General features: G+C 65.0%; 20 protein-coding genes. 7 read left to right on the forward strand and 13 right to left on the reverse strand.

Annotated elements, in window-relative coordinates:
• Positions 1–81: 81 nt before the first annotated feature.
• Entirely contained in the window at positions 82–1,314 is a 1,233-nt protein-coding gene (locus tag FNJ47_RS03475) for an acyl-CoA dehydrogenase family protein (RefSeq protein WP_163150641.1), read from the reverse strand.
• Positions 1,315–1,567: 253 nt separating this feature from the next.
• On the opposite strand from FNJ47_RS03475, the gene FNJ47_RS03480 reads away from it, so the two are divergent.
• Positions 1,568–2,257 (forward strand): TetR/AcrR family transcriptional regulator, encoded by a 690-nt coding sequence (locus FNJ47_RS03480; protein ID WP_163150643.1) that lies wholly within the window; start codon positions 1,568–1,570, stop codon positions 2,255–2,257.
• Positions 2,258–2,268: 11 nt separating this feature from the next.
• Here the strand turns inward: FNJ47_RS03480 and FNJ47_RS03485 are convergent, their stop codons facing one another.
• Both FNJ47_RS03485 and FNJ47_RS03490 read right to left on the reverse strand, forming a co-directional pair.
• Entirely contained in the window at positions 2,269–2,664 is a 396-nt protein-coding gene (locus FNJ47_RS03485; RefSeq protein WP_163150645.1) for a RidA family protein, read from the reverse strand.
• A gap of 244 nt (positions 2,665–2,908) precedes the next feature.
• Positions 2,909–4,135 (reverse strand): CaiB/BaiF CoA transferase family protein, encoded by a 1,227-nt coding sequence (locus FNJ47_RS03490; RefSeq protein ID WP_163150647.1) that lies wholly within the window; start codon positions 4,133–4,135, stop codon positions 2,909–2,911.
• A gap of 275 nt (positions 4,136–4,410) precedes the next feature.
• Here FNJ47_RS03490 and FNJ47_RS03495 point away from each other — a divergent pair, with 275 nt between their 5' ends.
• Positions 4,411–4,656 (forward strand): hypothetical protein, encoded by a 246-nt coding sequence (locus FNJ47_RS03495; protein ID WP_163150649.1) that lies wholly within the window; start codon positions 4,411–4,413, stop codon positions 4,654–4,656.
• Here FNJ47_RS03495 and FNJ47_RS03500 read toward each other — a convergent pair.
• From FNJ47_RS03500 to nirB, 3 genes are read right to left on the reverse strand one after another with little or no spacing between them, the layout of a single operon-like run.
• The gene (locus FNJ47_RS03500; RefSeq protein WP_163150651.1) at positions 4,653–7,319 is read right to left on the reverse strand and encodes a nitrate reductase; all 2,667 of its coding nucleotides are present in this window, start codon (positions 7,317–7,319) and stop codon (positions 4,653–4,655) included. The two genes, FNJ47_RS03495 and FNJ47_RS03500, sit on opposite strands and share 4 nt — an antisense overlap.
• An 11-nt stretch (positions 7,320–7,330) precedes the next feature.
• Complete coding sequence (gene nirD / locus FNJ47_RS03505) at positions 7,331–7,660, reverse strand: nitrite reductase small subunit NirD (RefSeq protein WP_146991496.1); 330 nt, start codon at positions 7,658–7,660, stop codon at positions 7,331–7,333.
• Complete coding sequence (gene nirB / locus FNJ47_RS03510) at positions 7,657–10,116, reverse strand: nitrite reductase large subunit NirB (RefSeq protein ID WP_163150653.1); 2,460 nt, start codon at positions 10,114–10,116, stop codon at positions 7,657–7,659. The genes nirD and nirB overlap by 4 nt, the downstream gene beginning before the upstream one ends.
• 115 nt (positions 10,117–10,231) lie before the next feature.
• On the opposite strand from nirB, the gene FNJ47_RS03515 reads away from it, so the two are divergent.
• The 3 genes from FNJ47_RS03515 (at position 10,232) to FNJ47_RS03525 (ending at position 13,774) form a co-directional block, all read left to right on the forward strand.
• A complete protein-coding gene (locus tag FNJ47_RS03515) occupies positions 10,232–10,426 on the forward strand; it encodes a hypothetical protein (RefSeq protein ID WP_163150656.1) in 195 nt (64 codons plus the stop codon).
• A gap of 329 nt (positions 10,427–10,755) precedes the next feature.
• Positions 10,756–12,015 (forward strand): MFS transporter, encoded by a 1,260-nt coding sequence (locus tag FNJ47_RS03520; RefSeq protein WP_163150658.1) that lies wholly within the window; start codon positions 10,756–10,758, stop codon positions 12,013–12,015.
• A gap of 31 nt (positions 12,016–12,046) precedes the next feature.
• Positions 12,047–13,774 (forward strand): bifunctional protein-serine/threonine kinase/phosphatase, encoded by a 1,728-nt coding sequence (locus FNJ47_RS03525; RefSeq protein ID WP_347341605.1) that lies wholly within the window; start codon positions 12,047–12,049, stop codon positions 13,772–13,774.
• A gap of 17 nt (positions 13,775–13,791) precedes the next feature.
• Here the strand turns inward: FNJ47_RS03525 and FNJ47_RS03530 are convergent, their stop codons facing one another.
• Positions 13,792–15,015 (reverse strand): ABC transporter substrate-binding protein, encoded by a 1,224-nt coding sequence (locus tag FNJ47_RS03530; RefSeq protein WP_163150660.1) that lies wholly within the window; start codon positions 15,013–15,015, stop codon positions 13,792–13,794.
• A 36-nt stretch (positions 15,016–15,051) separates the two neighbouring features.
• On the reverse strand, positions 15,052–16,830 hold the full coding sequence (locus tag FNJ47_RS03535) for an acyl-CoA dehydrogenase family protein (protein WP_206685288.1): 1,779 nt from the start codon (positions 16,828–16,830) through the stop codon (positions 15,052–15,054).
• A gap of 253 nt (positions 16,831–17,083) precedes the next feature.
• Between FNJ47_RS03535 and FNJ47_RS03540 the strand changes: the two genes are divergently transcribed.
• Entirely contained in the window at positions 17,084–18,076 is a 993-nt protein-coding gene (locus FNJ47_RS03540; RefSeq protein WP_163150664.1) for an IclR family transcriptional regulator, read from the forward strand.
• 25 nt (positions 18,077–18,101) lie between these two features.
• On the opposite strand, the gene FNJ47_RS03545 is transcribed toward FNJ47_RS03540, so the two are convergent.
• From FNJ47_RS03545 to FNJ47_RS03560, 4 genes are all read right to left on the reverse strand, one after another.
• Positions 18,102–18,731, reverse strand: coding sequence for a hypothetical protein (locus tag FNJ47_RS03545; RefSeq protein WP_229198640.1), 630 nt, complete (start codon positions 18,729–18,731; stop codon positions 18,102–18,104).
• The gene (locus tag FNJ47_RS03550) at positions 18,728–19,267 is read right to left on the reverse strand and encodes a c-type cytochrome (protein WP_430649350.1); all 540 of its coding nucleotides are present in this window, start codon (positions 19,265–19,267) and stop codon (positions 18,728–18,730) included. The genes FNJ47_RS03545 and FNJ47_RS03550 overlap by 4 nt, the downstream gene beginning before the upstream one ends.
• A gap of 80 nt (positions 19,268–19,347) precedes the next feature.
• Positions 19,348–21,120, reverse strand: coding sequence for a PQQ-dependent dehydrogenase, methanol/ethanol family (locus tag FNJ47_RS03555; protein ID WP_235999399.1), 1,773 nt, complete (start codon positions 21,118–21,120; stop codon positions 19,348–19,350).
• Between the two features lie 147 nt (positions 21,121–21,267).
• Entirely contained in the window at positions 21,268–21,753 is a 486-nt protein-coding gene (locus tag FNJ47_RS03560; protein ID WP_165445507.1) for a copper chaperone PCu(A)C, read from the reverse strand.
• 130 nt (positions 21,754–21,883) lie between these two features.
• On the opposite strand from FNJ47_RS03560, the gene FNJ47_RS03565 reads away from it, so the two are divergent.
• The gene (locus tag FNJ47_RS03565; RefSeq protein ID WP_163150666.1) at positions 21,884–22,879 is read left to right on the forward strand and encodes a phosphotransferase; all 996 of its coding nucleotides are present in this window, start codon (positions 21,884–21,886) and stop codon (positions 22,877–22,879) included.
• A 43-nt stretch (positions 22,880–22,922) separates the two neighbouring features.
• Here the strand turns inward: FNJ47_RS03565 and FNJ47_RS03570 are convergent, their stop codons facing one another.
• The gene (locus tag FNJ47_RS03570) at positions 22,923–24,635 is read right to left on the reverse strand and encodes a hypothetical protein (protein WP_163150668.1); all 1,713 of its coding nucleotides are present in this window, start codon (positions 24,633–24,635) and stop codon (positions 22,923–22,925) included.
• Positions 24,636–24,703 lie beyond the last annotated feature (68 nt).

Below are 24,703 nucleotides of genomic sequence, written 5' to 3' on the forward strand. Positions count from 1 at the left end.
ATCAGGCTGGCACGCCAGCCTGATCTCGCTTTTCATTCTGAGCACGATGTGCGCGCGAACGCCATGCGTTCCGCATCATGTTCAGTGCGACGTGTTTGCATACTTCCGAAGTTCAAGCCTGGCAATGGCGCGATTGTGCACCTCGTCCGGACCGTCGGCGAGCCGCAGCGTGCGGATGTGGGCATAGGCCTTCGCGAGCCCGGCGTCGTCGGAGACACCGCCGCCGCCAAACGCCTGGATCGCCTGGTCGATGATCTTCAGCGCCATGTTGGGAGCTGCGACCTTGATCATCGCGATCTCGGCCTGCGCGGTCTTGTTGCCGACCTTGTCCATCATGTCGGCGGCCTTGAGGCACAGCAGGCGGTTCATCTCGATGTCGGTGCGGGCCTCGCCGATGCGCTGCTCCCAGACCGAGTGCTCGATGATCTTCTTGCCGAACGCGGTGCGTGAGGCGAGCCGCTTCACCATCTTCTCCAGCGCCTCTTCGGCCTGGCCGATGGTGCGCATGCAGTGATGGATGCGGCCCGGGCCGAGACGGCCCTGCGCAATCTCGAAGCCACGGCCTTCGCCGAGCAGGATGTTTTCCTTCGGCACCCGGACGTTCTCGAGCAGCACCTGGGCGTGGCCGTGCGGTGCATCGTCGAAGCCGAATACCGGCAGCATCTTCTCGACCTTGATGCCGGGCGTGTCGAGCGGCACCAGGATCTGCGACTGCTGCTGGTGCTTGGCGGCGTTGAAGTCGGTCTTGCCCATCAGGATCGCGACCTTGCAACGGGGATCGCCGACGCCCGACGACCACCATTTGCGACCGTTGATGACGTAGTGATCGCCGTCCTTCTCGATCCGGGTCTCGATGTTGGTGGCGTCAGAGGATGCAACCGCCGGCTCGGTCATCAGGAAGGCGGAGCGGATCTCGCCGTCCATCAGCGGGCGCAGCCATTTGCGCTTCTGCTCCTTGGTGCCGTAGCGGATGAACACTTCCATGTTGCCGGTATCGGGGGCGGAGCAGTTGAAGACTTCCGAGGCCCAGGAGATGTGACCCATCTCTTCCGACAGCAGCGCGTATTCGAGATTGGTCAATCCCGCGCCGTGGAATTCGTCGTCCTCATGCGAGGACGGCGGCATGAACATGTTCCAGAGGCCCTCGGCCTTCGCCTTCTTCTTCAGATCCTCGAGGATCGGGATCACCTTCCAGCGCGGGCCTTCGGCATCCTGCTTGTCATAGATCGGCACGGCCGGGCGGACATGCGTTTTCATGAAAACCTGAACGCGCTCCAGCCACTCCTTTTGCTTCGGCGACATCGTGAAATCCATGGGACGCTCCTCGTTTCCTAGACTTGGGCCTTGAACTGGGCCGGTTGGCAACATTGTCGACCCCGCCTCCGCGGCTCGCAAGGGCGTTCGCGGAACAGGCGGCGGTGGTGTGCCAGAATGACGCCCCGCACGCAGCGGATTGACATTCCCGGCTCTTCAAACGATAGTTTCATACAAATGTTTGAAATGCAACTCCCTGTCGTCTTCGTCGTTCCCGCGCATCGCGCGCGGACCGACTGAAAGGCTCTCAGCCATGGCCAGCGACCACACCCGATCCGCCATTCTCGCCGCCGCCGAACGGCTTTATGCCGACCGCGGCTTCGGCGACGTCACGCTGCGCGACATCGTCGCGGAGGCGAACGTCAACCTCGCGGCGGTGAACTACCATTTCGGCTCCAAGGATGAATTGATCGCGGAGCTGTTCGTCACCCGCAGCATCCAGACCAACCGCGAGCGTCTCAATGAATTGAGGGCGGCGGAAGATGCCGGCGGCGGCCGCGCCGCGATCGAGGACATCATGCGCGCCCTCGTCGGCCCCACTTTGCGCGGCTGCCTCGGGCCCGACCGCGAGGGCTCGACCGCGGCGCGCTTCATGATCCGCGCCTCGATCGAATCGGTGCCGCCGATCCGCCGCATCAAGAATCGCGAGGTCGACCATCTGCGCAAATTCGCCGCGGCGATGCGCCGCGCGATGCCCGGCCGCGACGACACCGAGCTCTATTGGGGCCTGCACTTCGCGCTCGCGATGGCGCACCACACCATCCGCGAGAAGGAACGCCTGCTGCGGCTGTCGGAAGGCAAATGCGACCTCGACGACGTCCGCGCCATCATCGACCGCGTGGTCACGGTCTCCGTGATGGCGCTGACGATAGGCGACATGCCGAGCAAGCCGGCCGCGCGGCCGGTCCTGGTGCACGGCCGGCTGACGCGCCAGGATCTGTGAGGCCTCGCGCCTCACACCATCGCGATGCAGTCGATCTCGATGTCGAACGGCCCGGTCCATTCCGGGATGCAGACGAATATCCGCGCCGGCAGATCATCCGCGAAATATCTCCGGTAGATCGCGTTGAAGGCCGCGAAGTGCTTCGCCGAGGTGCAGAAGATGTTGCACTTCATGACGTTGTCGAACGAGGCGCCGGCGGCCGCGAGGCACTGTTTGAGCTGCTCCATGACGAGTTCGCTCTGCCGCTCGATCGAGGCACCGGCGGCGATCTCGCCGGTTGCGGGATCGAACGGCGGCAGGCCGGAGACGAACACCATATTGCCGGCGCGCGTGACCGCCGATGCCGGCGCCTTCCAGCGCTCCAGCCAGCTCGAGATCGGTTCGACGCGGACCACTTCCCGTTTCATGATTTGGCACCTTCGATGAGGGATCGATGGCGCCAATCTAGCAGGTGGATGTCAATGATGTTTCGATAGATGTCGAAGTGTTGATGCAGCGGACCGCTCCATCACCGTCATCCCGAGGTGGCCGCTCCTTCAGCGGCCCTCGAAGGATCGACGGCCACCAGCCGGGCCGTTCATCCTTCGAGGCTCGCTCCGCTCGCACCTCAGGATGACGGTGATAGATGCGCTGATACGACTCCAATCCCCTCTACAAAATCCCCTGCGCCTTCAGGCCTTCGACCTTGGCCTCGTCGTAGCCGATGGTCGCCAGCACGTCCTTGGTGTCGGCGCCGAGCAGCGGCGGGGCGCGGTAGTCGGTGATCGGGGTGCCCGAGAAGGTCAGCGCATTGCGGATCAGCGACAGGTTCGGCTCGAAGGGATGGTCGACCTTCACCCGCATGCCGCGCGACTGCACGTGCGGATCGCTGAACACCTGCTCGAAATTGTTGATCGGGCCTGACGGCACGCCGGCCTCCTCGAGCTTCTCCAGCCAGTAGGCGACCGGCTGCTTCAGGAACAGGCCGGCGAAGATCGCCATGATCTCCTTGCCGTGCACGACGCGGTCGTTGTTCTTGACGAAGCGCTTGTCGTTGGCGAGCTCGGGTTCACCGAGCACCGCGCAGGTGCGCTGGAACTGGCCGTCATTGCCAACCACCAGCATCAGCTCGCCGTCGGTGCAGCGGAACACGCCGGCCGGCATGCCGCCATTGCCCCAGGTGCCGCGGCGCGGCGGCATGTTGCCGTTGACGAGGTAGATCTGCAGCCAGTGCGACAGCGAGGCGATCACCGTGTCGAACAGGCAGACGTCGACATGCTGCCCTTCCCCGTTATTGGCGTCGCGATGGTAGAGCGCCGACAGAATCCCGATCGAGGTGTTCATGCCGGTCATGTAGTCGACGATCGAGGGGCCGACCTTCATCGGGCCAGCGCCGGGCTCGCCGTCGATATGGCCGGTCACGCTCATCAGGCCGCCCATCGCCTGCAGGATCGCGTCATAGCCGGCGCGCGTAGCGTACGGGCCGGTCTGGCCGAAGCCGGTGACCGAGCAATAGATGATGCCGGGGTTGAGCTGCTTGATCGTCTCGTAATCGAGGCCGTAGCGCTTGAGGTCGCCGACCTTGTAGTTCTCCATCATCACGTCGACCGACTTGGCGAGCTCGCGGATGATCGCCTGCCCTTCGGGCTTGGCGATATTGACCGTGACCGACTTCTTGTTGCGGTTGGCGCAGAGGTAGAACGAGTTGTTGTTGTTCGCCTTGCCTTCGGGATCCGCGAGATAGGGCGGGCCAAAGGCGCGGGCGTCATCGCCGCCGCCGGGCCGCTCGATCTTGATCACCTCGGCGCCGAGATCCGCCAGCATCTGGGCCGACAGCGGCCCCGCGAGCACCCGCGTCAGGTCGAGAATTTTGATGCCCGAAAGTGGCAGAGCCGACATGAACGTTCCTCCGAAATCTTGCTAAATCTTGATTACCCGGCGCCGGACCGTGTCCTGCCCGTGTCGGGGGCGCGCCAGAGCTTGCCGATACACCATTTTGGTCCCGCGAGCACTGCATTGTCGGCATGAAGCTATCCCCGAACGGCCTATGTAAGACGCGCTGGCGGGAACCTGCCGCGAGAATCGCGCCGATTGCCGCCAAGCGAAATTGTGAAGATGGCCGACACCGAATTGCCTCGGCCCCAACGGTATCCTGCCGCGGCGAGGAGGACACCATGCGGACGATCATGATGGTCGGGCTGCTGACGCTGGTTGCGGCCGCGATGCCGCCGGTTGACGCACGCGGCGGCCGTGGCCATGGCGGCGGGCACAGCCACGGCATGCATGCCGGCGGCGCCATTCGCGGCGGCGGATTTGCCGGCGACGCGCGCCACGGCAACGATGTCTATACCAATGCGGCCTCCGACGAGGAGGACCGCCTGCTCAACAGCAAGCTGAAGAGCATCTGCCGCGGCTGCTAGGACGCGATCGCCGCCTGGCGCGGCTGCGCGGTGGCGCCGATCAGCTTGCCGATCTCGGGCTTGCAGCCACCGCAATTGGTGCCGGCCTTCAGACAGCGGCCGATCGCATCGACGCTGTCGGCGCCCTTCCTGATCTCGGCGGTGATCTGGTGTCGTCCGACGCTGAAGCAGGAGCAGACGATCGGGCCGACATCCTCGCCGGCCCCGAACGGCCGCCCTGCGAGCAACGACATCCGCGCATTGGCCGAGAGTTGTTGTTCCGCAAACAGCCCGGTCAGCCAGGCCCGCGACGGCAGCGTGTGATCGGGCGCGATAAACACGCAGCCATCGAGCCGGCCATCGCGCACGGCTGCGTAGCGGAAGCGTCCTGCGGCGGGATCGCGATAGGCCATCCATTCGATCTCGACGCCTTCGAGGCCGAGTTGCGCCCTCGCCCAGTCGCGCCAGCTTTCCGGGCGGGTGTCGAGCGCGAGCTCCAGCCGCGTGCAATCGCCGGCCTTGCCGTAAACCCAATAGCCCGACGCCGGACGCTTGATGGCGTCGCGGCTCAGGATGAAGGCATGCCATTTCGGCGCGTAAGGATCGGCCTTGACCGGCGTGTGCTTCGACTCCGGCTGACCAGACACGGGGTCGACGACCGGATTGACCAGCGCGTTGACGCGTCCCTCGCCGGCGAACTCCTCGTTCCAGTGCATCGGCACGAACACGCAGCCGCGGCGCTGGTCGGAGCTGACCACGACGCGCGCGATCATCTCGCCCCAACTGCTCGTCAGCCGCACCAGCCCATCGTTTTGCAGCCCGGCCTGTCGGGCATCCTCGGGATGGAATTCGGCGTAGGGCTCGAAGATATGCGACAGCAGCCGTCCGGTTTTCCCGGTCCGGGTCATGGTGTGCCACTGATCGCGGACGCGCCCGGTGTTGAGCACCAGCGGAAAGTCGCGGCTGGTCGCGTTGCGCGCCGCGCGTGGTGCAACCGGCACGAAGCGGGCCTTGCGGTCGGGCGTAAAGAATTGCTGGCTCTCGAACATCCGCGGCGTGCCGTCCGGATGCTCCGATGTCACCGGCCACTGCACCGGCGCCAGCGCGTCATAGCCGTCGTCGTCGAGCGCAGCCAGCGCCGAGATGTCGAAATCACGCTTGCCGTCATTCTCGAAGCCCGAGAGTTCGGCGTGCTCGCGGAACACCTCGGCGGCCGAGGCGTAGTCGAAGCCGGAATATCCCACGCGTTGCGCGACGTCGCAGATGATGCGCCAGTCGGCACGCGCCTCGCTCGGCGCCGGCAGAAACGGCCGCTGCCGCGAGATCCGGCGTTCGGAATTGGTGACGGTGCCGTCCTTCTCGCCCCACGCCAGCGCCGGCAACAACACGTCGGCATGGCGCATGGTGTCGGTGTCGCGCATGCAATCCGTCACCACGACGAGCTCGCAGGCGTCGAGCGCGGCACGCGCGCGGTCGGCATCGGGCAGGCTCACCACCGGATTGGTCGAGATGATCCATACCGCCTTGATGCGGCCGTCGGCGATGGCGTCGAACATATCGACCGCCTTCAGCCCACCCTTCTCCGCAATGACAGGCGCGCGCCAGAACCGCTGCACCAGCTCGCGGTGCGCTGAATTCTCGATCTCCATATGCGCGGCAAGCTGGTTGGCGAGCCCGCCGACCTCGCGGCCGCCCATCGCGTTGGGCTGGCCGGTGAGCGAGAACGGCCCCATGCCGGGGCGGCCGATGCGGCCGGTCAGGAGATGGCAGTTGATGATGGCGTTGACCTTGTCGACGCCGCTCGACGACTGATTGATGCCTTGCGAATACAGCGTGACGACGCGCTCGGTCTTCGTGAACCAGTCGAAGAACAGCCCGACCGCGCCTTCGCTCAGGCCGCAGGTCGCAGCGGTCTGCGCCAGCGTTTGTCCGCCGACCTGCTTGAGCGCGTCGACGACGCCCGTGGTGCAATTGCCGACAAAGCCGCGATCGACCGCATTGCTGCCGGCCAGGAACGCGAACAGCCCGTTGAACAGCACGGAATCGCTGCCCGAGCGCAGCGGCAGATGTAGATCGGCGCCCTCGCAGGTCGCGGTGCGACGCGGATCGATCACCACGATCTTGCAGGCCGGGTTCTTCTCCTTTGCCGCCAGCATGCGCTGATGCAGGATCGGATGGCACCAGGCGGCGTTGGAGCCGACCAGCACCAAAAGATCCGCCTGCTCGAGATCCTCGTAGCAGCCCGGCACGGTGTCGCTGCCGAACGCGCGCTTGTGCCCCGCGACGCTCGAGGCCATGCACAGCCGCGAATTGGTGTCGATATTGGCGGTGCCGACAAAGCCTTTGGCGAACTTGTTGATGACATAATAGTCCTCGGTCAGCAGCTGACCGGACACATAGAACGCGACCGCATCGGGCCCGTGCTCGCGGATGACCCGGCCAAAGCCGTCGGCGACACGAGCGAGCGCGTCGTCCCATGTGGCGGGGACGCCATCAATCATCGGTTCGAGCAGACGCCCGTCAAGATCGATGGTCTCGGCGAGCGCCGAGCCCTTGCTGCAGAGCCGGCCGAAATTGGCCGGATGCTCCTCGTCCCCCTCGACCCGGACCACACCCACCGCGTCCTTCGACGCGATGACGCCACAGCCGACACCGCAATAAGGACACGTGGTCTTGACCGGCATTGCCTGACCGCTCAGCTCACCGCAGCCGCCTGCCGCACCGACAGCCAGACAATGCCGTTCTCGACCTTGGCCGGATGGGTATGCGTGCAGCCCTCGTCGGGCGCGACTGCCTGGCCACTGGCCAGCTCGATGACGAAGTTATGCAGCGGACAGGTCACGCGCTTGTTGTGCACGATGCCCTGCGACAGCGGCCCGCCCTTGTGCGGGCAGCGGTCGTCGAGCGCGAACACCTCGTCGCTCTCGGTCCGGAACACCGCGATGTTGCCGCCCGGCGTGCGCACCACGCGCGAGCCAAGCCGCGGAATGTCGTCGAGCGCGCCGATTTCGATCCAGCTGGTCATGCGAGCTCCAATTCGGCAAGGGGCGCGAACTCGTTGCGGTCGACGCCGCGGCTGGCGCGCTCGGCCCACGGATCGGTCTGCGCGAACTGCTGCGAATGAGCGAAACGGGAGAACAGCGCCTTGCGGTTGGCGACGTCGTCGACCACCCGCTTACTGATCTGCTCGAGACCGACGCGGTCGCACCATTTGTACATGCGCTCGAGATACCAGCCCTCCTCGCGATAGAGCTGGGTCAGCGCCACGATCACCTCGAGCGTCTCGTCCTCGGTCTCGACCTTGGTCAGGAACTCGGTGCCCTTGATGTGCAAACCGGCGGCACCGGCGAAATGGATCTCGTAGCCGGAATCGACGCAGACCACGCCGACGTCCTTGCAGGTCGCTTCCGCACAGTTGCGCGGGCAGCCGGAGACGCCGAGCTTGACCTTGGCCGGCGTCCACGAGCCCCACATGAACTTCTCGAGCTTGACGCCGAGGCCGGTGGAATCCTGGGTACCGAAGCGGCACCATTCCGAGCCGACGCAGGTCTTCACCGTACGCAGCCCTTTGGCGTAGGCATGACCCGACACCATGCCGGCATCGTTGAGGTCGGCCCAGACCGCCGGAAGGTCTTCCTTCCTGACGCCGAGCAGGTCGATGCGCTGGCCCCCGGTGACCTTCACCGTCGGAATGTTGAACTTCTCGGCAACGTCGGCAATCGCGCGCAGCTCGCTCGGGGTGGTGACGCCGCCCCACATCCGCGGCACCACCGAATAGGTGCCGTCCTTCTGGATGTTGGCGTGGACGCGCTCGTTGATGAAACGCGACTGCTGGTCGTCGCGATACTCGCCGGGCCAGGTCGCCAGCAGATAGTAGTTCAGCGCCGGACGGCAGGAATGGCAGCCGTTCAGCGTCTTCCACTCCATGAAGCGCATCACGTCCGGAATGGTCTTGAGCTGCTGCTCGACGATGACGCGGCGGACGTCGTCGTGGCTGTGATCGGTGCATTTGCACAGCGGCTTGACCTTCGGCGCCGCCGAATAGTCGCCGCCGAGCGTGAACGCCAGCACCTGCTCGACGAGGCCAGTGCAGGAGCCGCAGGACGATGAGGCCTTGGTGTGGGCGCGGACGTCGTCGAGCGTGAACAGCTTCTTCTCAGAGATCGCCTTGACGATCGCACCCTTGCAGACGCCGTTGCAGCCGCAGATCTCGGTCTCGTCGCTCATCGCGGCAACCGAGTTCTGGCCGCTGACGCCGCCCTCACCGAGATTGGCCGCGCCGAACACCAGGCGCTCGCGCATATGCGAAACGTCGGTGCCGTCGCGCAAATGCTGGAAGTACCAGGGGCCGTCGATGGTGTCGCCGTAGAGCACGGCACCGACGATCTTCTTGTCCTTCAGGATGATGCGCTTGTAGACGCCGCGATTGGCGTCCTGCAGCACGATCTCCTCCTTGTCCGGCCCCGGCGCGAAGTCGCCGGCCGAGAACAGGTCGATGCCGGTGACCTTCAGCTTGGTCGACGTGACCGAGCCGTCATAGGTGGCGAAGCCCTTCATCGCGAGGTGGTTGGCGCAGACCTTGGCCTGCTCGAACAGCGGCGCCACCAGGCCGTAGACCTGGCGGCGGTGCTGCACGCACTCGCCGACCGCATAGATGCGACCGTCATAGGTCTGCATGGTGTCGGAGACGACGACGCCGCGCTCGCAATAGAGTCCTGCCTTCTTGGCGAGCTCGAAGTTCGGGCGAATGCCGACCGCCATCACCACGAGATCGGCCGGCAGCTCGGTGCCGTCGCCGAAGCGCACGCCGGTGACGCGCTCCTCGCCCAGGATCGCCTGGGTCTGCGCCGGCATCTTGAACACCATGCCGCGCTCCTCCAGCGACTTGCGCAACAGACCGCCGGCGACCGGATCGAGCTGGCGCTCCATCAAGGTGTCGAGCAGATGCACCACCGTGACGTTCATGCCGCGCTTCATCAGCCCGTTAGCGGCTTCGAGGCCGAGCAGGCCGCCGCCGATCACGACGGCATTGCGATAGTCGGTCGAGGCCTTGATCATGCGATCGACGTCGTAGATGTCGCGGAAGCCGATCACGCCCGGCAGGTCTTTGCCCGGCAGCGGCAGCATGATCGGATTCGAGCCGGTCGCGATCAGCAGCCGATCATAGGGCACGCGATCGCCGGCATCGGTGACGACTTCGCAGGTCCGACGATCGATCATCGAGATCGTCTCGCCCTTGCGCAGCGTGATGTTGTTGTCCTCGTACCAGTCGACGGTGTTGAGCATGATGTCGTCGACGGTCTTCTCACCGGCGAGCACAGGCGACAGCAGGATGCGGTTGTAGTTGCCGTAGGGCTCGGAGCCGAACACGGTGATGTCGTAGAGATCAGGCGCGCGCTCCAGCAGCGCCTCCACCGTGCGGATACCGGCCATTCCGTTCCCGATCACCACGAGCTTCTGCTTGGTCACCTTGTCGAGCATGGTCTGCCTTTCAATTCCGACGGCTGTGCTCAGCGACGCGGCGCGCGTCGTTGATCGACACCAATAAAGGTTTGGAGTTGTTAGGAAGCCCAGCCGCGGGCGCAGACCGTCCTCAATGACGATCGATGTTCCGTTACTAATTGATATTCAAAACGCGTGCCAATCCCCGACGGACGAATCTGACAACAAAATCAACGGGTTTCCGACGAGCCCGAATCTGCCGGTCGCCGCGGCGCGCGGACCGCCGGCCGAATTTTTAGCCACGCCGATGATCTCTTGTGCATCACAGCATCAACAGCAGCGATCATGATCGCGAGCCCGTCCCCGGCACGCGATCGCATGCCGACATGCGTATCGCACAAGAAAGCATCAGCGTGCGCGCTTGCGCGGCGGCGCTTGCTGCAAGCCTCGCCAATCCCGCGCACGGATGCTACCCGCGATCTCGCTGCAACGCCTTGCGACTGCAAGAAAAAGCGACGCCATCGATTCGATGGCACGGCAATTGCTGACCCCTTCGGTTGACGGAGTGCGCCTCAACGACGAGCGCACTCACGCATTCACCCACATTCGATTTTATCTGCGCCCGGGATAGTCGCGATTTTGCGGCTGCTCCTGCCGCATCAACGCGAGACGCGTGCGATGAAGCTAACCGAGTTCAAGAAGGCAGGTCACTGGCCGACCCTGCTCGCTGCGTTCCTGTATTTCGACATCAGTTTCATGGCATGGGTCGCGCTCGGACCGCTGATCGTCTACATCGCGCGCGACATGAATCTGGCCGTGAACGAGAAGTTCACGTTGGTCGCGATTCCCGTGCTCGCCGGCGCGCTGCTCCGCGTGCCGATGGGCATCCTCGCCGATATCATCGGCGCCAAGCGTACCGGCATCATCGCCCAGCTCGTCGTCATCGCCGCGACCGCGTCGGTGTGGCATTTCGGGTTGACCAGCAAGCTCGCGATCGAGCTGTTCGGGCTTGCGCTCGGCGTCGGCGGCGCCTCGTTCGCGGTCGCCCTGCCCCAAGCCAGCCGCTGGTACCCGCCGCAATATCAGGGCGTGGTCATGGGAATTGCCGGTGCCGGCAATATGGGCGTCGTGCTCGACACGCTGCTCGCACCGAGCATCGCCGAACATTGGGGCTGGCAGGCCGTGTTCGGCTGCCTCTTGATTCCGATGCTGATGGTGCTCGCCTATTACGCGTTCGCGGCCAAGGACGCGCCGGGCGAACGCAAGAAGATCTCGCTGAAGGCCTATGGCGCGCTGCTGAAGGATTCCGACAGCCGCTGGTTCATGTTCTTCTACTTCATCACCTTCGGCGGCTTCGTCGGCCTCGCCAACGCGCTGCCGCTCTATTTCACCGTGCAGTATCATGTCTCGGGCGTGGCGGCCGGCATGCTGGTCGCGCTGATCGTCGCGTTCGGCTCGGGATTCCGTCCCGTCGGCGGCATGATCGCCGACCGCATCGGCGGCATCCGTTCGCTGTCGATCCTGTTCGGCGTCGTCGTCGCCGCTTATCTCGTGATCGCCTTCATGCCGGAGGGCCCGACTGCGCCGGCTGCCGGCGGCTGGGCATTGACCGAGCTGCCGCGCATCGCCTGGGTCTCGGTGCTGCTGTTCTCGATCGGCGTGCTGGCGCTTGGCATGGGCAATGGCGCGGTATTCCAGCTGATCCCGCTGCGCTTCCGCCACGAGATCGGCTTGATGACCGGGCTTGTCGGCTGCGCCGGCGGCGTCGGCGGCTTCTTCCTGGCGCAGACGCTCGGCTACGCCAAGGGCATGACCGGCGGCTTCGGCGCCGGCTTCCTGTTCTTCGGCGCGCTGGCGTTGCTTGGCTTCATCGGACTTGCCATGGTCAAGGTACGCTGGCGCACCACCTGGGGCGCAGTGTCGGGAGCGCGCGTCTGACGGCTCCCTTTGGGAGAGGACGGGCTCGGACGTGGCGAACGGGGCGCAACGACATTTGCCGCGAGACCTGCAAAGGGATCTCGGCGTTCGCGTAGGCTTTGCCAGCGAGACCGGCAAGCGCGCCGCCAATGAGGACTATGTCGCGGCCTGCCTCGGCCAGCCGGGCACGCTTCATCGCGACGTCGTGGCCGCGGTCGCCGACGGCGTCGGCGGCCACAAGGGCGGGCGCGAGGCCGCGGAGGTCGCGGTCCGCAGCTTCATCGACGCCTATTACTCACTGCCCGAGACGCTCGGCGTGCGCCGCCGCGCCGCGCGGGCACTGGAAGCCGCCAACAGCTGGATCTACGGCCAGGGCCGTGTCGACGCCGCGCGCAGCGGCATGGCCTGCGCGTTCTCTTCGATTATCCTGTCACGACGGCAATGCCATGTGATCCATATCGGCGACACCCGTGCCTATCGCCTGAGCGAGGGACGGCTGGAACGTTTGACGCAGGATCATATCGCCGGCCGCGGCGACCTCGCCCATATGCTGAGCCGCGCCATCGGATTCGAGGAGTTCGCCCGCTTCGACTATACGTCCGTCGGGCTGCGGCAGCATGACCGCCTCCTGATCTGCAGCGACGGGATACACGGCGCGCTCGCCGATTCCCGCTTGCAGCTGCTCCTGGAAGAACGCACGCCGCCAGACGAATCGGCGCGCAGCATCGTCGATGCCGCGCTCGCGGCCGGCAGCAGCGACAACACGACCGCGCTGGTGCTCGACGTCGTCGACCTGCCGCCGGCGGATCGCAACGATCTCACCCTTGCGATCGCAACGCTGCCGATCCTCGATTTGCCTGACAGCGGCGACACGATCGACGATTTCGCACTTGGCGACGTACTGTCCGACGGACGCTACAGCCGCCTGTTCAAGGCGACCGACAAGCGGGCCGGCCGCGAGGTGGTGCTCAAGTTTCCGCATCCGCGGGTCGCAAGCGAAGGCTCTTATCGCCTCGCCTTCGTGCGCGAGGCGTGGGTTGCCGCGCGCGTGCGCAGCCTGTGGATCGGCGAGATCATCGAGGTGCCGGCGGAGCGGCAGACCCGGCTCTATTCGGCGATGCCGCTCTACGAGGGCGAGACGCTGGAGCAGCGGCTGAACCGTGCGCCACGGCTGTCGCTCACCGAGGGCATCGCAATCGCAACCAAGCTGGTGCGCGCGGTGACGGCACTGCACCGCGCCGGCATCATCCACCGCGACATCAAGCCCGACAATGTGATCCTCGCGAAGGACGGCGGATTGCGTCTCGTAGACCTCGGCGTCGCGCGCGTGCCGCTGCTGGAGGATTTTCCCGCCGAGGACATTCCGGGCACCGCGAGCTACATGGCGCCCGAGCTGTTCGCCGGCAAGGCCGGCGACGAGGCCTCCGACCTGTTCGCGCTCGGCGTCACGGTCTACCGCATGTTCACCGCGAACTATCCGTTCGGCGAGATCGAGCCGTTCTCGCGGCCGCGCTTCGGCAAGCCGGCGCCGCTGTCACGTTATCGGCCGGACCTGCCGGCCTGGCTCGATGCCGTGATCGGCAAGGCGCTCAGCGTCGAGCCCGCGCAACGCTTCGGAGACGTCATCGAGTTCGCGCACGAGCTGGAAAACGGCGCGACCTGGGCCGGCGCCGTCGTGACGACCCGCAAATCGCTGCACGACCGCGATCCCGTGACCTTCTGGAAGGTGCTGTGCGCGATCCTTGCCCTGGTCATCGTGGCGCTGCTGGCGCGGCATTAAGGCGGCGACCGCAACCCTCACCTGGCTTTCTGCTGAACCAGCGGACAGCCGCCTTCGGCGAGCGGTCGCCAGGCTTCGTCCGGCGAAATCGTCGCGATCACCGTTTCATAGTCCCACGGCCCGCGCGATTCGGATGGCGATTTGGCCTGAACGAGATACATGGAGCGCATGACCTGCCCATCTTCGCGGATCCCCGCGTTCTGCGTCATGAAATCGTTGACCGGAAGCTTGCGCATCGCCACGGCGACGGCGTCGGCATCGTCGGTCCCGGCCGCCTGCACCGCCTTCAGATAATGCATCACTCCGCTGTAGACGCCGGCCTGGATCATGGTCGGCGCCTGCCCGTGTCGCCGCGCCATGAAGCGATGACCGAAGGCGCGGGTCGCCTCGTTCTGGGTCCATGAGAACGACGTCGCGTAGATGATGCCCTGCGCCGCCTGAAGGCCAAGCGAATGCACGTCCGTGATCAGCATCAGAAGAGCGACAATGCTCTGGTTGGCGGATTTCCCGATACCGAACTCCGCAGCCTGCTTCAGGCTGTTGACGGTATCGCCGCCCGCATTCGCCAATGCAATGACCTTCGCCTTCGAATTCTGGGCCTGAAGCAGGAATGACGACAGGTCCGAGGCGCCGAGCGGATGGCGAACCGAGCCAACGACCTTGCTGCCCGCAACCGTGATGAAGCTTGATGCGTCACGCTCGAGTGCATGACCGAAGGCGTAGTCCGCGGTCAGGAAGAACCACGTATCCGCGCCCTGCTTCAGCATCGCCTTGGTGACGGCGGAGGCTTCGGCGTAGGTGCTGTAGGTGAAATGAAACCCATATGGCGAGCACTGCTTTCCGGTCAGATCGGAACTGCCGGGCCCGGAAATCACAAAGATGCGCTTCTTGTCGCGGGTGATGCCCTGAATGGCCAGCGCGGTCGCCGAATTGCCGCCGTCGGCAATCATGTCGACACCGTTCTCGTCGATCCAGCGACGCACGATGCCGGAGGCGACATCGGGCTTGTTCTGATGGTCGGCCGACACCAGCTCGATCTTCTTTCCAAGCACGGTCGGGCCAAAATCCTCGATCGCGAGGCGGGCCGCTTCCACCGAGCCCTCGCCCCCAAGGTCGGAGTAGAGGCCCGACATGTCGTTGATGACGCCGATGCGCACCACGTCGCCGGACACTTGTGCGCGCGCGGACCCGACCGCAGCGAGACAAAAGACTGCCGCAAGCACGGCCGCAATCGATCGCATGGAAACCTCCGCCTCGGCGTTCTGGGTCTGTTGCGGTCAGGCCGTCAGGAGCCCGGCCGCCGCAGCGAATGTGACGGGCGCATCACCGAGCACCAGCGCGATGGCATCGCGCTCCCAAGCATCGTCGGCCGGAGCCAGCGGGTCCTTGGCGGTCAGGCGATGCTCGAGCACGAACCGCGACAGCAGCAGCCGCCGCGGATCGACCTCCGCCTGGCATCCTTCCCAAGCGAGCATGATCGCCGATGCCGCATGGTAGAGCGCACTGGCCGCGAGCCGCGCCGAATGCTCCGAGCCGGGATCGGCCGCGATCTGCTCGGCAAAAGCGATCGAGCGATCGAGCGCGGTGCGAAGCCGCGTGCGGTACGGATCGGGCAGGCTCGACGCCTCGTCGAGGCGCGCCTGCAACGCCGAGGCAAGCGCCCGCTGCGCGCCGCTCTTGCCGACGGCGCGCGAGATGATGTCGAGCGCGTTGATGTTGCTGGTGCCTTCCCAGAGCACGCCGACATGGGCGTCGCGCACCAGCCGCGGCTGCACCCATTCCTCGATGTAGCCGTTGCCGCCGCGCACCTCCATCGCGCCGGTGGCCACCGGAATGTTGTCGCGGCAGGCGCGGTACTTCAACAGCGGCGTCAGGATGCGCAGCAGGTCCTTCGCCTGCGCCGAACCGGCATTGGCATCGTCCATTGCGCGCGCCGCCACCAGCATCATCGACAGCGCCTGCTCGGTCGGCACGATCAGCTTCATCAGCTGCCGGCGCAGCAGCGGGAAATCCATCACGCGCTGGCCAAACGCCGTGCGCGATGAGGCGCTGACGACGGCTTCGTTGACACAGCGCCGCATCATCGCCGCGGCACGCACGCCATGCGACAGGCGCGAGAGGTTGACCTGCTCCATCATCTGCTTGAGGCCCTGCGCCGGATCGCCGACGAGATAGGCAACCGCATTGTCGAGCCGGATCTCGCCGGATGCCATCGACTTGGTGCCGAGCTTGTCCTTGAGGCGGACGATCCGATAGCTGTTGCGCCGGCCGTCCTTGAGGCGGCGCGGCAGCGCGAACAGCGCGAGCCCCTTGGTGCCTGCGGGCGCGCCCTCAGGCCGCGCCAGCATCAGCGCGACGTCGGCATCGGCGTGCGAGCAGAACCATTTGTCGCCGGTCAGACGCCAGACGTCGCCATCGCGGCGCGCGACGGTTTCGACGGCGCCGACGTCGGAGCCGCCGGCGCGCTCGGTCATGAACTGCGTGCCCTTCCACAGCGTCGCCATATCGTCCGACAGCATTTTCGGCAGCAGATAGGCCTTGAGCTCGTCCGAGCCGAACTTGCGGATCAAATGCGTCGAGGTGTCGGTGACGCTGATCGGGCACATCAGCCCGAACTCGGACTGCACGAACAGGTACTGAAACACGTATTTGGCCACGGCCGGCAGCGGCCGGTCCATGCCGAGCACGCCGGCGCGATGGCTCATGGCATGAAACTGAAAATCCCCGAAGGCGATCGCCTCCATCTCGCGGTAGGCCGGATGATAGTCGATCCAGTCCTCGTCGCGGCCATAGGCGTCCCTTGGATTGAGCACCGGCGCATGCTTGTCGGCGACCCGGGCCAGCCGGTCGAGCCTACCGCCCGCCAGTTCGCCGAGACGCTCGAAGTGCGGCTCCAGCCGCTCGCGATCCTCGCGCGCCAGATAGAGCCCAAGCAGGCCGCGGAGCCCGCGATCGAGATCATAGAAGTTGAGGCCCGCACAATCATGCGAGATGTGGCGGGCCGGATCCGCCGGCACGCCGGCATCGTCGGGGCTGCGAAGGTCGCGCGCGCTCATCTGCATCGGGGATCTCCCTTTGGGATGACGTCGCAGCAGCCGCGCCGGCGTGCGCGACGTCATCGGTGTTCAAACTTCGCCTGCAACATCGGGAACGATCGCGGCGATGTCCATCGGCGGACGCCCGCACGAGAATAATTTCAGATACATGGAGGAAATGCCGTCCGCGCGCGGACCGCACGGCAAACCATGCTGCACTGCGGACTCTTGACCTCCGTTGGTTTCGCTGCACATTCGGCAGCAGAAAGCGACAATGAATGTTGCAGCGCACCAGGCCTGCGCGTTCAAGGACACCAGCGGCAAGAAGATGAAGGGCGTTCGCTCCGATACCCAGCCCCCGTCCCGGCGCGGCCGACGGCGCATCGTCGCCGACCGCGTTCGCACGCAACCCGACGATCCCGCGGCAATGGTGATCGAGGCCAACCGGCATGACGAGTTGTTCCGCGCCGCCGACGGCAGCCCCGATCCGTCCGTCGTCAAGTCGGCGCATCGCGTGCTTCGCATCTTCGAGTATTTTGCCGAGATCGAACGGCCCGCGGCCATGACCGAGATCGCGCGCCGGCTGAACTATCCGCCGTCCAGCACGTCGGCGCTGCTGAAGAGCCTCGTCGAGCTCGGCTATCTCGACCACGACCGGACGGCGCGCAGCTACGTGCCGACGGTCCGCGTCGCCCTGCTCGGCGGCTGGCTCAAGAGCCAGACATTGCCGGGAGCGACGCTCGATACGATCACGCGCGAGCTGCACGAGGCGACGCGGCTGACCACCTTCGTGGTGGCGCGCAACCAGCTCTACAGCCAGTATATCCGCGTGCTACAGGGCACGACACCAGTGCGCTATTACCTCGAACCCGGCGCGCGGCGGCTCCTGACCCACTCGACCCCGGGCCGGGTGTTTCTCAGCCTGATGAACGACGAGGATGCGCGGCGGATCGTGCAGCGGATCAATGCCGAGGAAGCGCCATCCTCCGCCGTCCGCTTCCCCGACATCCAGCATGCGCTGGCGACGATCCGCCGCCAGGGATTTGCCTATACGCGCGACATGGGAACGCCCGGCCTGAGCGCGATTGCGATGCGGTTGTCCGAGGCCGACCAGACGCCTCCGCTCGTCATCACCGTCGCAGGCCCGAGCTCAATCATCTCGGCGGAAGGGAAGGCGATCATCGGAAAGATGCGCGAGCTGGTCGAGCGGCAGTCGCCCGGCCTGCTGCCGCAGATCGACATCGACGCGCCACCGATCGAGACCTGAGATCGGGCAACGCGTCAGGTCGACGTCAGGACCCGGCGCGGCGGATCGTGATCCGGGTTTCGTCGGTCATGTCCTTGAGCTCCTTGTTCGGCTCGCGATAGAGATGCCGCTCGATCTCCACGGTCCGGCCATCGGTGGTCTTGCTGCACTTCTCGTCGACGAATACCCCGCCGACCTCCTGCTTGTCGGCGCCCGGCTTCGCCTCCGCGCAAATCCAGCCGTCGTCGCCGTAGCGCGACTTCGCCTGCAGGCCGAGCAGGAAAGCCTTCTTGCGCAGATAGAGCCGCGCCTTCGGATCGGTCTCGATCGTCAGCGCCGCGATCCTGGCGTCCTTGTCGATCATCACGGTCAGGATCGCCGGATGGCCGCCGACCATGGTGCCTTCGCGCGCAGTCTCGCGATCATACTCGAAACGGATGCCGCGCAACTGATCCGGCCCTTCCGGGCAGCTCGACCACTGCGCCCATTCCGCCAATCTGTGGGTGGCCTTCTCTCCGGCGCAGGTCAGGTTGATGTATCCCGCGTCGGGCACGCTCGTGATCGCCATGCCGACATTGATGTCGCGCAGGTCGCCCGCGGTCGCCATCGCCGGTACGGCCGCCATGATCGTGGCGGCGAAGACCAACCCGCGAATCGCCGATCTTTGCTTGCTCATGGCTTTGCCTTCTCGCTTGGGTCGGACGGCGCGGCCGCGTGGCCGGCCTCCTTGTAGATGTTGCAGACGCGCGATCCGTCGCCGAAGAAGGCGATGCATTCGTCATAGTTCGGCTCACCCTTGCCCTTGACGTGGGCGAGCACGTAATCGGCGACAGCCTCGATCTCGTTCGGCCGTAGGAACACGTTCGCCTCGGGCGGCATGCGGTCCGCGACATCCTGCCGGCTCATCTCGTAGCATTTCGTGCTGTCATAGGAGCCGCGCACGAAGAACGGCATGCCGGTGCCCGGCCGACCGCAGGTCACGGTTTCGATGATCTGCTCTCGCGTCAGCTCGGTCTTGCGCAGCGACAGCGCGTCGCCGCCATAGCCGCCGCCGCCGTTGCCGTGCCATTTGTGGCAGCCGACGCAATTGCCGCGCTTGAACACCGCCTTGCCCGCATCGGTCGGATCGCTCGCCGACTGCGCATGCGCCGCGTCAAATCCCATCACCAGCGCGTAGCCGAGCCACGCGCCAATCAGCCATGTTTGCTTCATTTGCTTTTGTTTCTTGTCTTATTTTTTTCGGCCAGACCGACGCGGGAGGCCTCTCATCGAAGCCTCCCGCGCTTGCGACGTCAAAGGGCGAATACGTAGAGCATCGAGCCCGGCTGCATCCGCTTCAGCTCGGGCGTAGCATCGATGAACCACTTGTCCCAGGCACCGCCGAGGCCGACCAGGATCGCGATGTACTGCTTGCCGTCCACCGAGAACGTCATCGGGGGCGCGTTGACGCCACCGCCGGTGTTGAACTGCCAGAGCTGCTGCAGCGATTTCGCGTCATAGGCGATCACCTCGCCGGACGGTTGTCCGGAGAACACGAGGTCGGGTGTTGCCAGAATACCGCCAAGGTTCGGGAACTGCGTCTCCGCCTTCCCTGCCACCTTGCCGGTGGTGACGTCGATCGCGGTCACGCTGCCGGTGATCTTGACGTTCTGGCTCGGCCCGCCGCCGGTGAAGAACTCGCGCGCCTTGACCTTGTCCGGCGTCATCTCCTCGACCTTGATGTGGTTGCAGCTCTCGATCACGGGAATGTACCAGAGCTTCAGGTTCGGATTATACGCGGTCGGCGGCCAGTTCTTACCGCCCATGTTGCCGGGGCAGATATCCGTTTCTTTGTTGGTGCGGCTCGGCGTGACCGACGCGTTGTACTTCTGCACGCCCTGCTTCGGATCATACTCCACCGGCTTGCCGGACTCGGGATCGAGCCCCTTGGTCCAGGTTACCTTCTTGACGAAGGGCAGACCCCAGATGAACTTGCCGCTGTTGCGATCGATCGCATAGGCAAAGCCGTTGCGGTCGGCCTCGAGCGCGAGCTTGAGCGTCGAGTTGTTCGGACCGGGAACGTCGACCAGCACGTTCTCCGCCACGCTGTCATAGTCGTAGGGATCGTTCGGCGTGTGCTGGTAGTGCCACTTGATCTTGCCGGTGTCGGCATCGAGACCGAGCGACGAGTCGGTGTAGAGGTTGTCGCCGGGACGATATTCATTGTCCCAGTCCGGTCCGGGATTGCCGACGCCCCAGACGATGGTGTTGGTCGAGGGGTCGAAGCTGCCGGTGACCCAGGTCGAACCGCCACCGCTGGCCTTGGCGTTCTTGTCGTCCTTCCAGGTCTCGTGCCCCGGCTCGTCCTTGCCCGGAATGGTGTGGGTGCGCCACACTTCCTTCTGGCTGTTCAGGTCGGTCGCAGCGATCCAGCCGCGAATGCCGTATTCAGCACCAGCCACGCCTGATATCGCCTTGTCCTTGACGATCAGCGGAGCGCCGGTGATCACCTCGCCTTTGTCGGGATTGGCGACCTGACGCTGCCAGGCGACCTGCCCAGTCTCCTTGTTGGTCGCGATCAGGCGGCCGTCGAGCGTGTGCGAGATGACGAGATTGTTCCACAACGCGACGCCGCGATTGTCGACGCCGCAGCAGGCGACCGCGCCGGCCCAGTCGTGGTCGGTCTTGGGATCCATCTTCCAGACCAGCACGCCTTTGCCGCCATGCGCATCGATCTTGTAGACCGAGCCCCAACCGTCGGTGACGTACATGAATCCGTTCTCGACGATCGGAGTTCCCTCCAGGCCGCCATGCCCCCAGATTCCGCCGCCCTCGACGCCGCCGAGATGCATGGTCCAGGCGACCTTCAGATTCTTGACGTTGTCCTTGTTGATGTCAGCCAGCGACGAGAAGCGGGTCGCCGAATAATTCTTGTGGTGGTGCAGCCAGTTGCCTGCTTCCTTGTCAGCGTTGAGCAGACGGTCCTGGTTGACGTCGTCCGCGAGCGCGAACGAGCCCGCGAAGGTCGCAGCGGATGCTACTGCCGCCGCGAGCATGTGAGATTTTACCCAATTCAACCTTGTCATCAGTTCATTTCCTCCGGATCCAGCATTCTTCATTGATCGAACCGCCCGTCACACACGGGCGATCGCGCGAGAAGCCTTGAGTCCCGGCGATTGGCTGCGCCACCCGCCGCCTTCCTTGGTTACTTGTCTTTGGTCATCTGTCTTGGGTCACTTCTGGACCTGTACCTCCGTCTCGATGGTGCCTGCTTTCTGAAAAACGACCGCGCATTTGAACGTCTCGCCGGGCGCGAGCGCCTGACGCAACTGCAGCAGCATGACGTGATAGCCATCGCGCTTCAGCTCGAGCGTCGCCTTGGGCGGGATTGGTATATTGGATATCGAACGCATGGCGGGTGCGCCTTCGCCGCGATCGACGATGTGGCGCTCGGAAAAATTCGCGACCGGGCAGCGGACACGAAGCAGCGCATCGGCGCTGTCGGCCTCGTTCTTGATCGTCATCGTCAAGGAAAGGTCCCCGCCAGCTTTGTCGATCGCCGGTACGCGCGCATCCACAATCGCCAGGGATTCGGTCGCAACGGCGTTATGCGTCACTCCGAACGTGCTGATCAGGCAGAATAATGGCAACGCAATCCACGATCTGCACTTGGCGATCCTGCACGCAACGGCGCGATGCAACCCCCGCTCGAACGACATCAAGTTTTCTCCCGACGTGATTTTTGTGGCATTGTTTCATGCTTCATCGCGCGCATCCAGTGATTGAAGATCGGGAACCGGGTTTCATTGCAGTTTCGGCACGCATAGCCGTCATGCTAACTTTTTGCGCATGAGTGATCTCGATCGACTCCCGCCGCTCGAGCGCGATGCAGCGCATGCCGCACTGCGTGAGGTGATTGGTACAGCAAAGATCGACGCCGTCACACCTGTCTCCGGCGGCGCCACGTCGGCGCGTCTGTTCAGAATCGATGCAGGCGGCGAGAATTATTTGCTACGAATCGAAGGCGAGCCGAGTCCGCTGCGCAATCCGTATCAATATGTTTCACTCAGGATTGCCGCTGAAGCCGGCATCGCGCCGCGACTCTATTATGTCGACGAGACATCGCGCATCGCCGTGATGGACTTTATCTCGCGAAAGCCTCTCGCCCTCTATCCCGGCGGCCTGCCGGCGCTGGCGAAGGCACTCGGCGAATTGCTGGCGAGGCTGCAGGCAACGCCGACCTTTCCGTCCTTCGTGCGCTACCCGGACATCGTGGCCCGCCTCTGGGCCCATGTGTGTCGCACCAGCCTGTTTGCGCCCGGCGTGCTCGACCGGTGCAACGAACATCTTGCGCATATCCGCGCGACCTATGCCTGGGACGAGGCGAATTCAGTTTCGAGCCACAACGATCCGCTGCCCGCCAACATCCTGTTCGACGGCAACAGGCTCTGGATGATCGACTGGGAGTCCGCTTACCGCACCGATCCGCTGGTCGATCTTGCAATCGTCGGCGGCAGCATCGCAAGGACGCCTGAGCTGGAAGACCTTCTGCATCGCGCCTGGCTCGGCCGCCCGCTGGATGACGCGCTCCGGGCCCGGCTCGCGCATGTCCGCGCCCTGACCCGGCTCTACTACGCCGGCGTCCTGTTCAGCGCATCTGCGACGGCGCCGCGCGCCACACCCGACACGAGCCTCGCGGCGCCGACGCTTGCCGAACTCGCGGAGGCCACACGCACCGGCCGGCTCAAGGTCGGCACGCCGGCGGCCAAGCACGTGGTCGGCAAGATGCTCCTCGCCTCGTTCCTCTCCGATGTCGCGACGCCCGGCTTCGATCTTTCGGTTTGACGCGCTTTCTTCACCCGAACCGGCAGTTACTCCACCCGAAAACCTAGCTGCAATTCGTGCGCGATCCGCTGATCGGCTTCATCTCCGGTTCCGACAGCACGCAAGTCGCGCCCAGATCGCCGTCGGGCGGCGGCACCTGGGACGGCAAGGTGAAGGTCCCGCGCGCGCCGGCAGGAAGCCTGAGCTTCTTGGAAATCCTGAACTTGTCCGGCACGGTGAACGGCTTGAAGTCGCCATCGTTGATCCGAACGCCGCGGCTCATCCCGGTGACCATGAGCGCGCCGGTGTCGACCAACTCCGCCAGACCGGCGCGGCCAGGCAAGACGGAATAGTGGTTGACCGGATGCGCCGAGACGACCGCCTCGACGTCGATCTGCGCAATTCCGGCCGGGTAATCCACCCGCACGTCGCGCCACAACAATTCGCCAAGGCCTTCCGTCGGCAACTGGATCGCGTTGCGAACCGGCCGATCCGGAAAATGCCGCGCCGCCGGGACACGGAAAGTCCCTGCGCTCTGCTCGCCGCCAGTCTCATCCACGGCGCGCCCGAGCAGCAACGTCGCGATCTCTTCGGCGCGACCATCCTTCATCGTTGCGTCGGTCGCCGGCACAAGACATCCGGCGTGTGCGGTGAAGTGGACCTTTTCGCGCGGCACGCCCATGATGCCGACAAGCGGCTTGCCGCCGCGCTGCGGTCCCGCACCGCCTGCGGCCGCGAACCGCTGCAGACGCGCGTCACCCGACTTGTCGACGGTCACGTCGGCATCGGCCACGACGCCGGCGATGCGTTCGGTCGCTCCGACGATATCCCAGATCATCGCGCCGCCACTCGCCAGCGCGAGATAGATCGGTTCGGGCCCGGGCGCGATCTCGACGGTCGTCACATAGGTGACCCGGTCCTGGTTGCCGACCCAGGCGTTCGACAGCGCCTTGCCCTCCTGCGCCCCCAGAAGAATGAGACGCACCTCGCGCGGGACGGCGGGCACATCGCACCCCGCCACGACGGCTTGCAGTTGCTGCTTCCGGAGCTGGATCTCACGCGCGCGCTGCGCCGCCTGTCGGGCCTCATTCAGGCGCTTGCCGAAATCCGCGAATTCGCTGGCGGATACGCGGCCATCGCGATCCTGGTAAGTCGCGGCAAATTGCTCGCGCACGGCCGCCTCGTATTCGGCGAGCGAGACGGCGCCATCTCCGTTCGCATCGAGCGTCATCGGGACGTACTGGGTCGCACCTTGCTGCCAGCTGACGCTGGCCTGATCGGCCTGACGCTGGCCTTCTTGCCGGATTTCAGCAGCGCTGATGACGCCATCCTGGTCGGCATCCGGCTTGAGCGCCTCGCTGACAAGCCTCTCGAGCTGCAGACGAACCTGCTCCGGCGTTGGCTCGAGCTGCACCCCGTTGGCGTGGATCATTTGCCGCGCCCGCGGCTGCATCACCGCGACGACCTCTGCCTTGGTGACCGCTCCGTCACCATCGAGATCGTAAGCCAGCACCTGCGTAATGACCTGCAATCGGCGCTGCGCGGCCGCGATCTTGCGCAAATCGTCGATGCCTTGCGCGGTGACCCCGCGCTCGTCCGGATTGCTCTGATAGAACGCGGCCAGCATCTGCGACCTGACCTGCTCCCAGGTCACGTCCGCACGCATCGCGCCGCCCATCCTGTTGATGATCCATTCCGAATTGGCGCTGGCCGGCGCAGAGAAAACGCCGAGACACATCGCCGAAGCGCCCAGAAGGCGAACCAACCGCAACCGCATTTCGCACTCCACTATTCCAGGTTGAACGATCTGACGCAGGCGCATTAAATTTGCCGTCACGGATTGCT

The sequence above is a fragment of the Bradyrhizobium uaiense genome, from assembly GCF_010811875.1.
Taxonomy (GTDB): Bacteria; Pseudomonadota; Alphaproteobacteria; order Rhizobiales; family Xanthobacteraceae; genus Bradyrhizobium; species Bradyrhizobium uaiense.

Bases quoted from the DNA above. Each gene is read 5' to 3' on its own strand.
- FNJ47_RS03520 (WP_163150658.1), top strand. From the start codon at position 10,756: ATGAAGCTAACCGAGTTCAAGAAGGCAGGTCACTGGCCGACCCTGCTC.
- FNJ47_RS03550 (WP_430649350.1), bottom strand. From the start codon at position 19,267: ATGAAGCAAACATGGCTGATTGGCGCGTGGCTCGGCTACGCGCTGGTG.
- nirB (WP_163150653.1), bottom strand. From the start codon at position 10,116: ATGCTCGACAAGGTGACCAAGCAGAAGCTCGTGGTGATCGGGAACGGA.
- FNJ47_RS03545 (WP_229198640.1), bottom strand. From the start codon at position 18,731: ATGAGCAAGCAAAGATCGGCGATTCGCGGGTTGGTCTTCGCCGCCACG.
- FNJ47_RS03490 (WP_163150647.1), bottom strand. From the start codon at position 4,135: ATGTCGGCTCTGCCACTTTCGGGCATCAAAATTCTCGACCTGACGCGG.
- FNJ47_RS03480 (WP_163150643.1), top strand. From the start codon at position 1,568: ATGGCCAGCGACCACACCCGATCCGCCATTCTCGCCGCCGCCGAACGG.
- FNJ47_RS03540 (WP_163150664.1), top strand. From the start codon at position 17,084: ATGAATGTTGCAGCGCACCAGGCCTGCGCGTTCAAGGACACCAGCGGC.
- FNJ47_RS03565 (WP_163150666.1), top strand. From the start codon at position 21,884: ATGAGTGATCTCGATCGACTCCCGCCGCTCGAGCGCGATGCAGCGCAT.
- FNJ47_RS03570 (WP_163150668.1), bottom strand. From the start codon at position 24,635: ATGCGGTTGCGGTTGGTTCGCCTTCTGGGCGCTTCGGCGATGTGTCTC.
- FNJ47_RS03485 (WP_163150645.1), bottom strand. From the start codon at position 2,664: ATGAAACGGGAAGTGGTCCGCGTCGAACCGATCTCGAGCTGGCTGGAG.
- FNJ47_RS03500 (WP_163150651.1), bottom strand. From the start codon at position 7,319: ATGCCGGTCAAGACCACGTGTCCTTATTGCGGTGTCGGCTGTGGCGTC.
- FNJ47_RS03515 (WP_163150656.1), top strand. From the start codon at position 10,232: ATGACGATCGATGTTCCGTTACTAATTGATATTCAAAACGCGTGCCAA.
- FNJ47_RS03535 (WP_206685288.1), bottom strand. From the start codon at position 16,830: ATGAGCGCGCGCGACCTTCGCAGCCCCGACGATGCCGGCGTGCCGGCG.
- FNJ47_RS03555 (WP_235999399.1), bottom strand. From the start codon at position 21,120: ATGACAAGGTTGAATTGGGTAAAATCTCACATGCTCGCGGCGGCAGTA.
- FNJ47_RS03475 (WP_163150641.1), bottom strand. From the start codon at position 1,314: ATGGATTTCACGATGTCGCCGAAGCAAAAGGAGTGGCTGGAGCGCGTT.
- FNJ47_RS03560 (WP_165445507.1), bottom strand. From the start codon at position 21,753: ATGTCGTTCGAGCGGGGGTTGCATCGCGCCGTTGCGTGCAGGATCGCC.
- nirD (WP_146991496.1), bottom strand. From the start codon at position 7,660: ATGACCAGCTGGATCGAAATCGGCGCGCTCGACGACATTCCGCGGCTT.
- FNJ47_RS03530 (WP_163150660.1), bottom strand. From the start codon at position 15,015: ATGCGATCGATTGCGGCCGTGCTTGCGGCAGTCTTTTGTCTCGCTGCG.
- FNJ47_RS03495 (WP_163150649.1), top strand. From the start codon at position 4,411: ATGCGGACGATCATGATGGTCGGGCTGCTGACGCTGGTTGCGGCCGCG.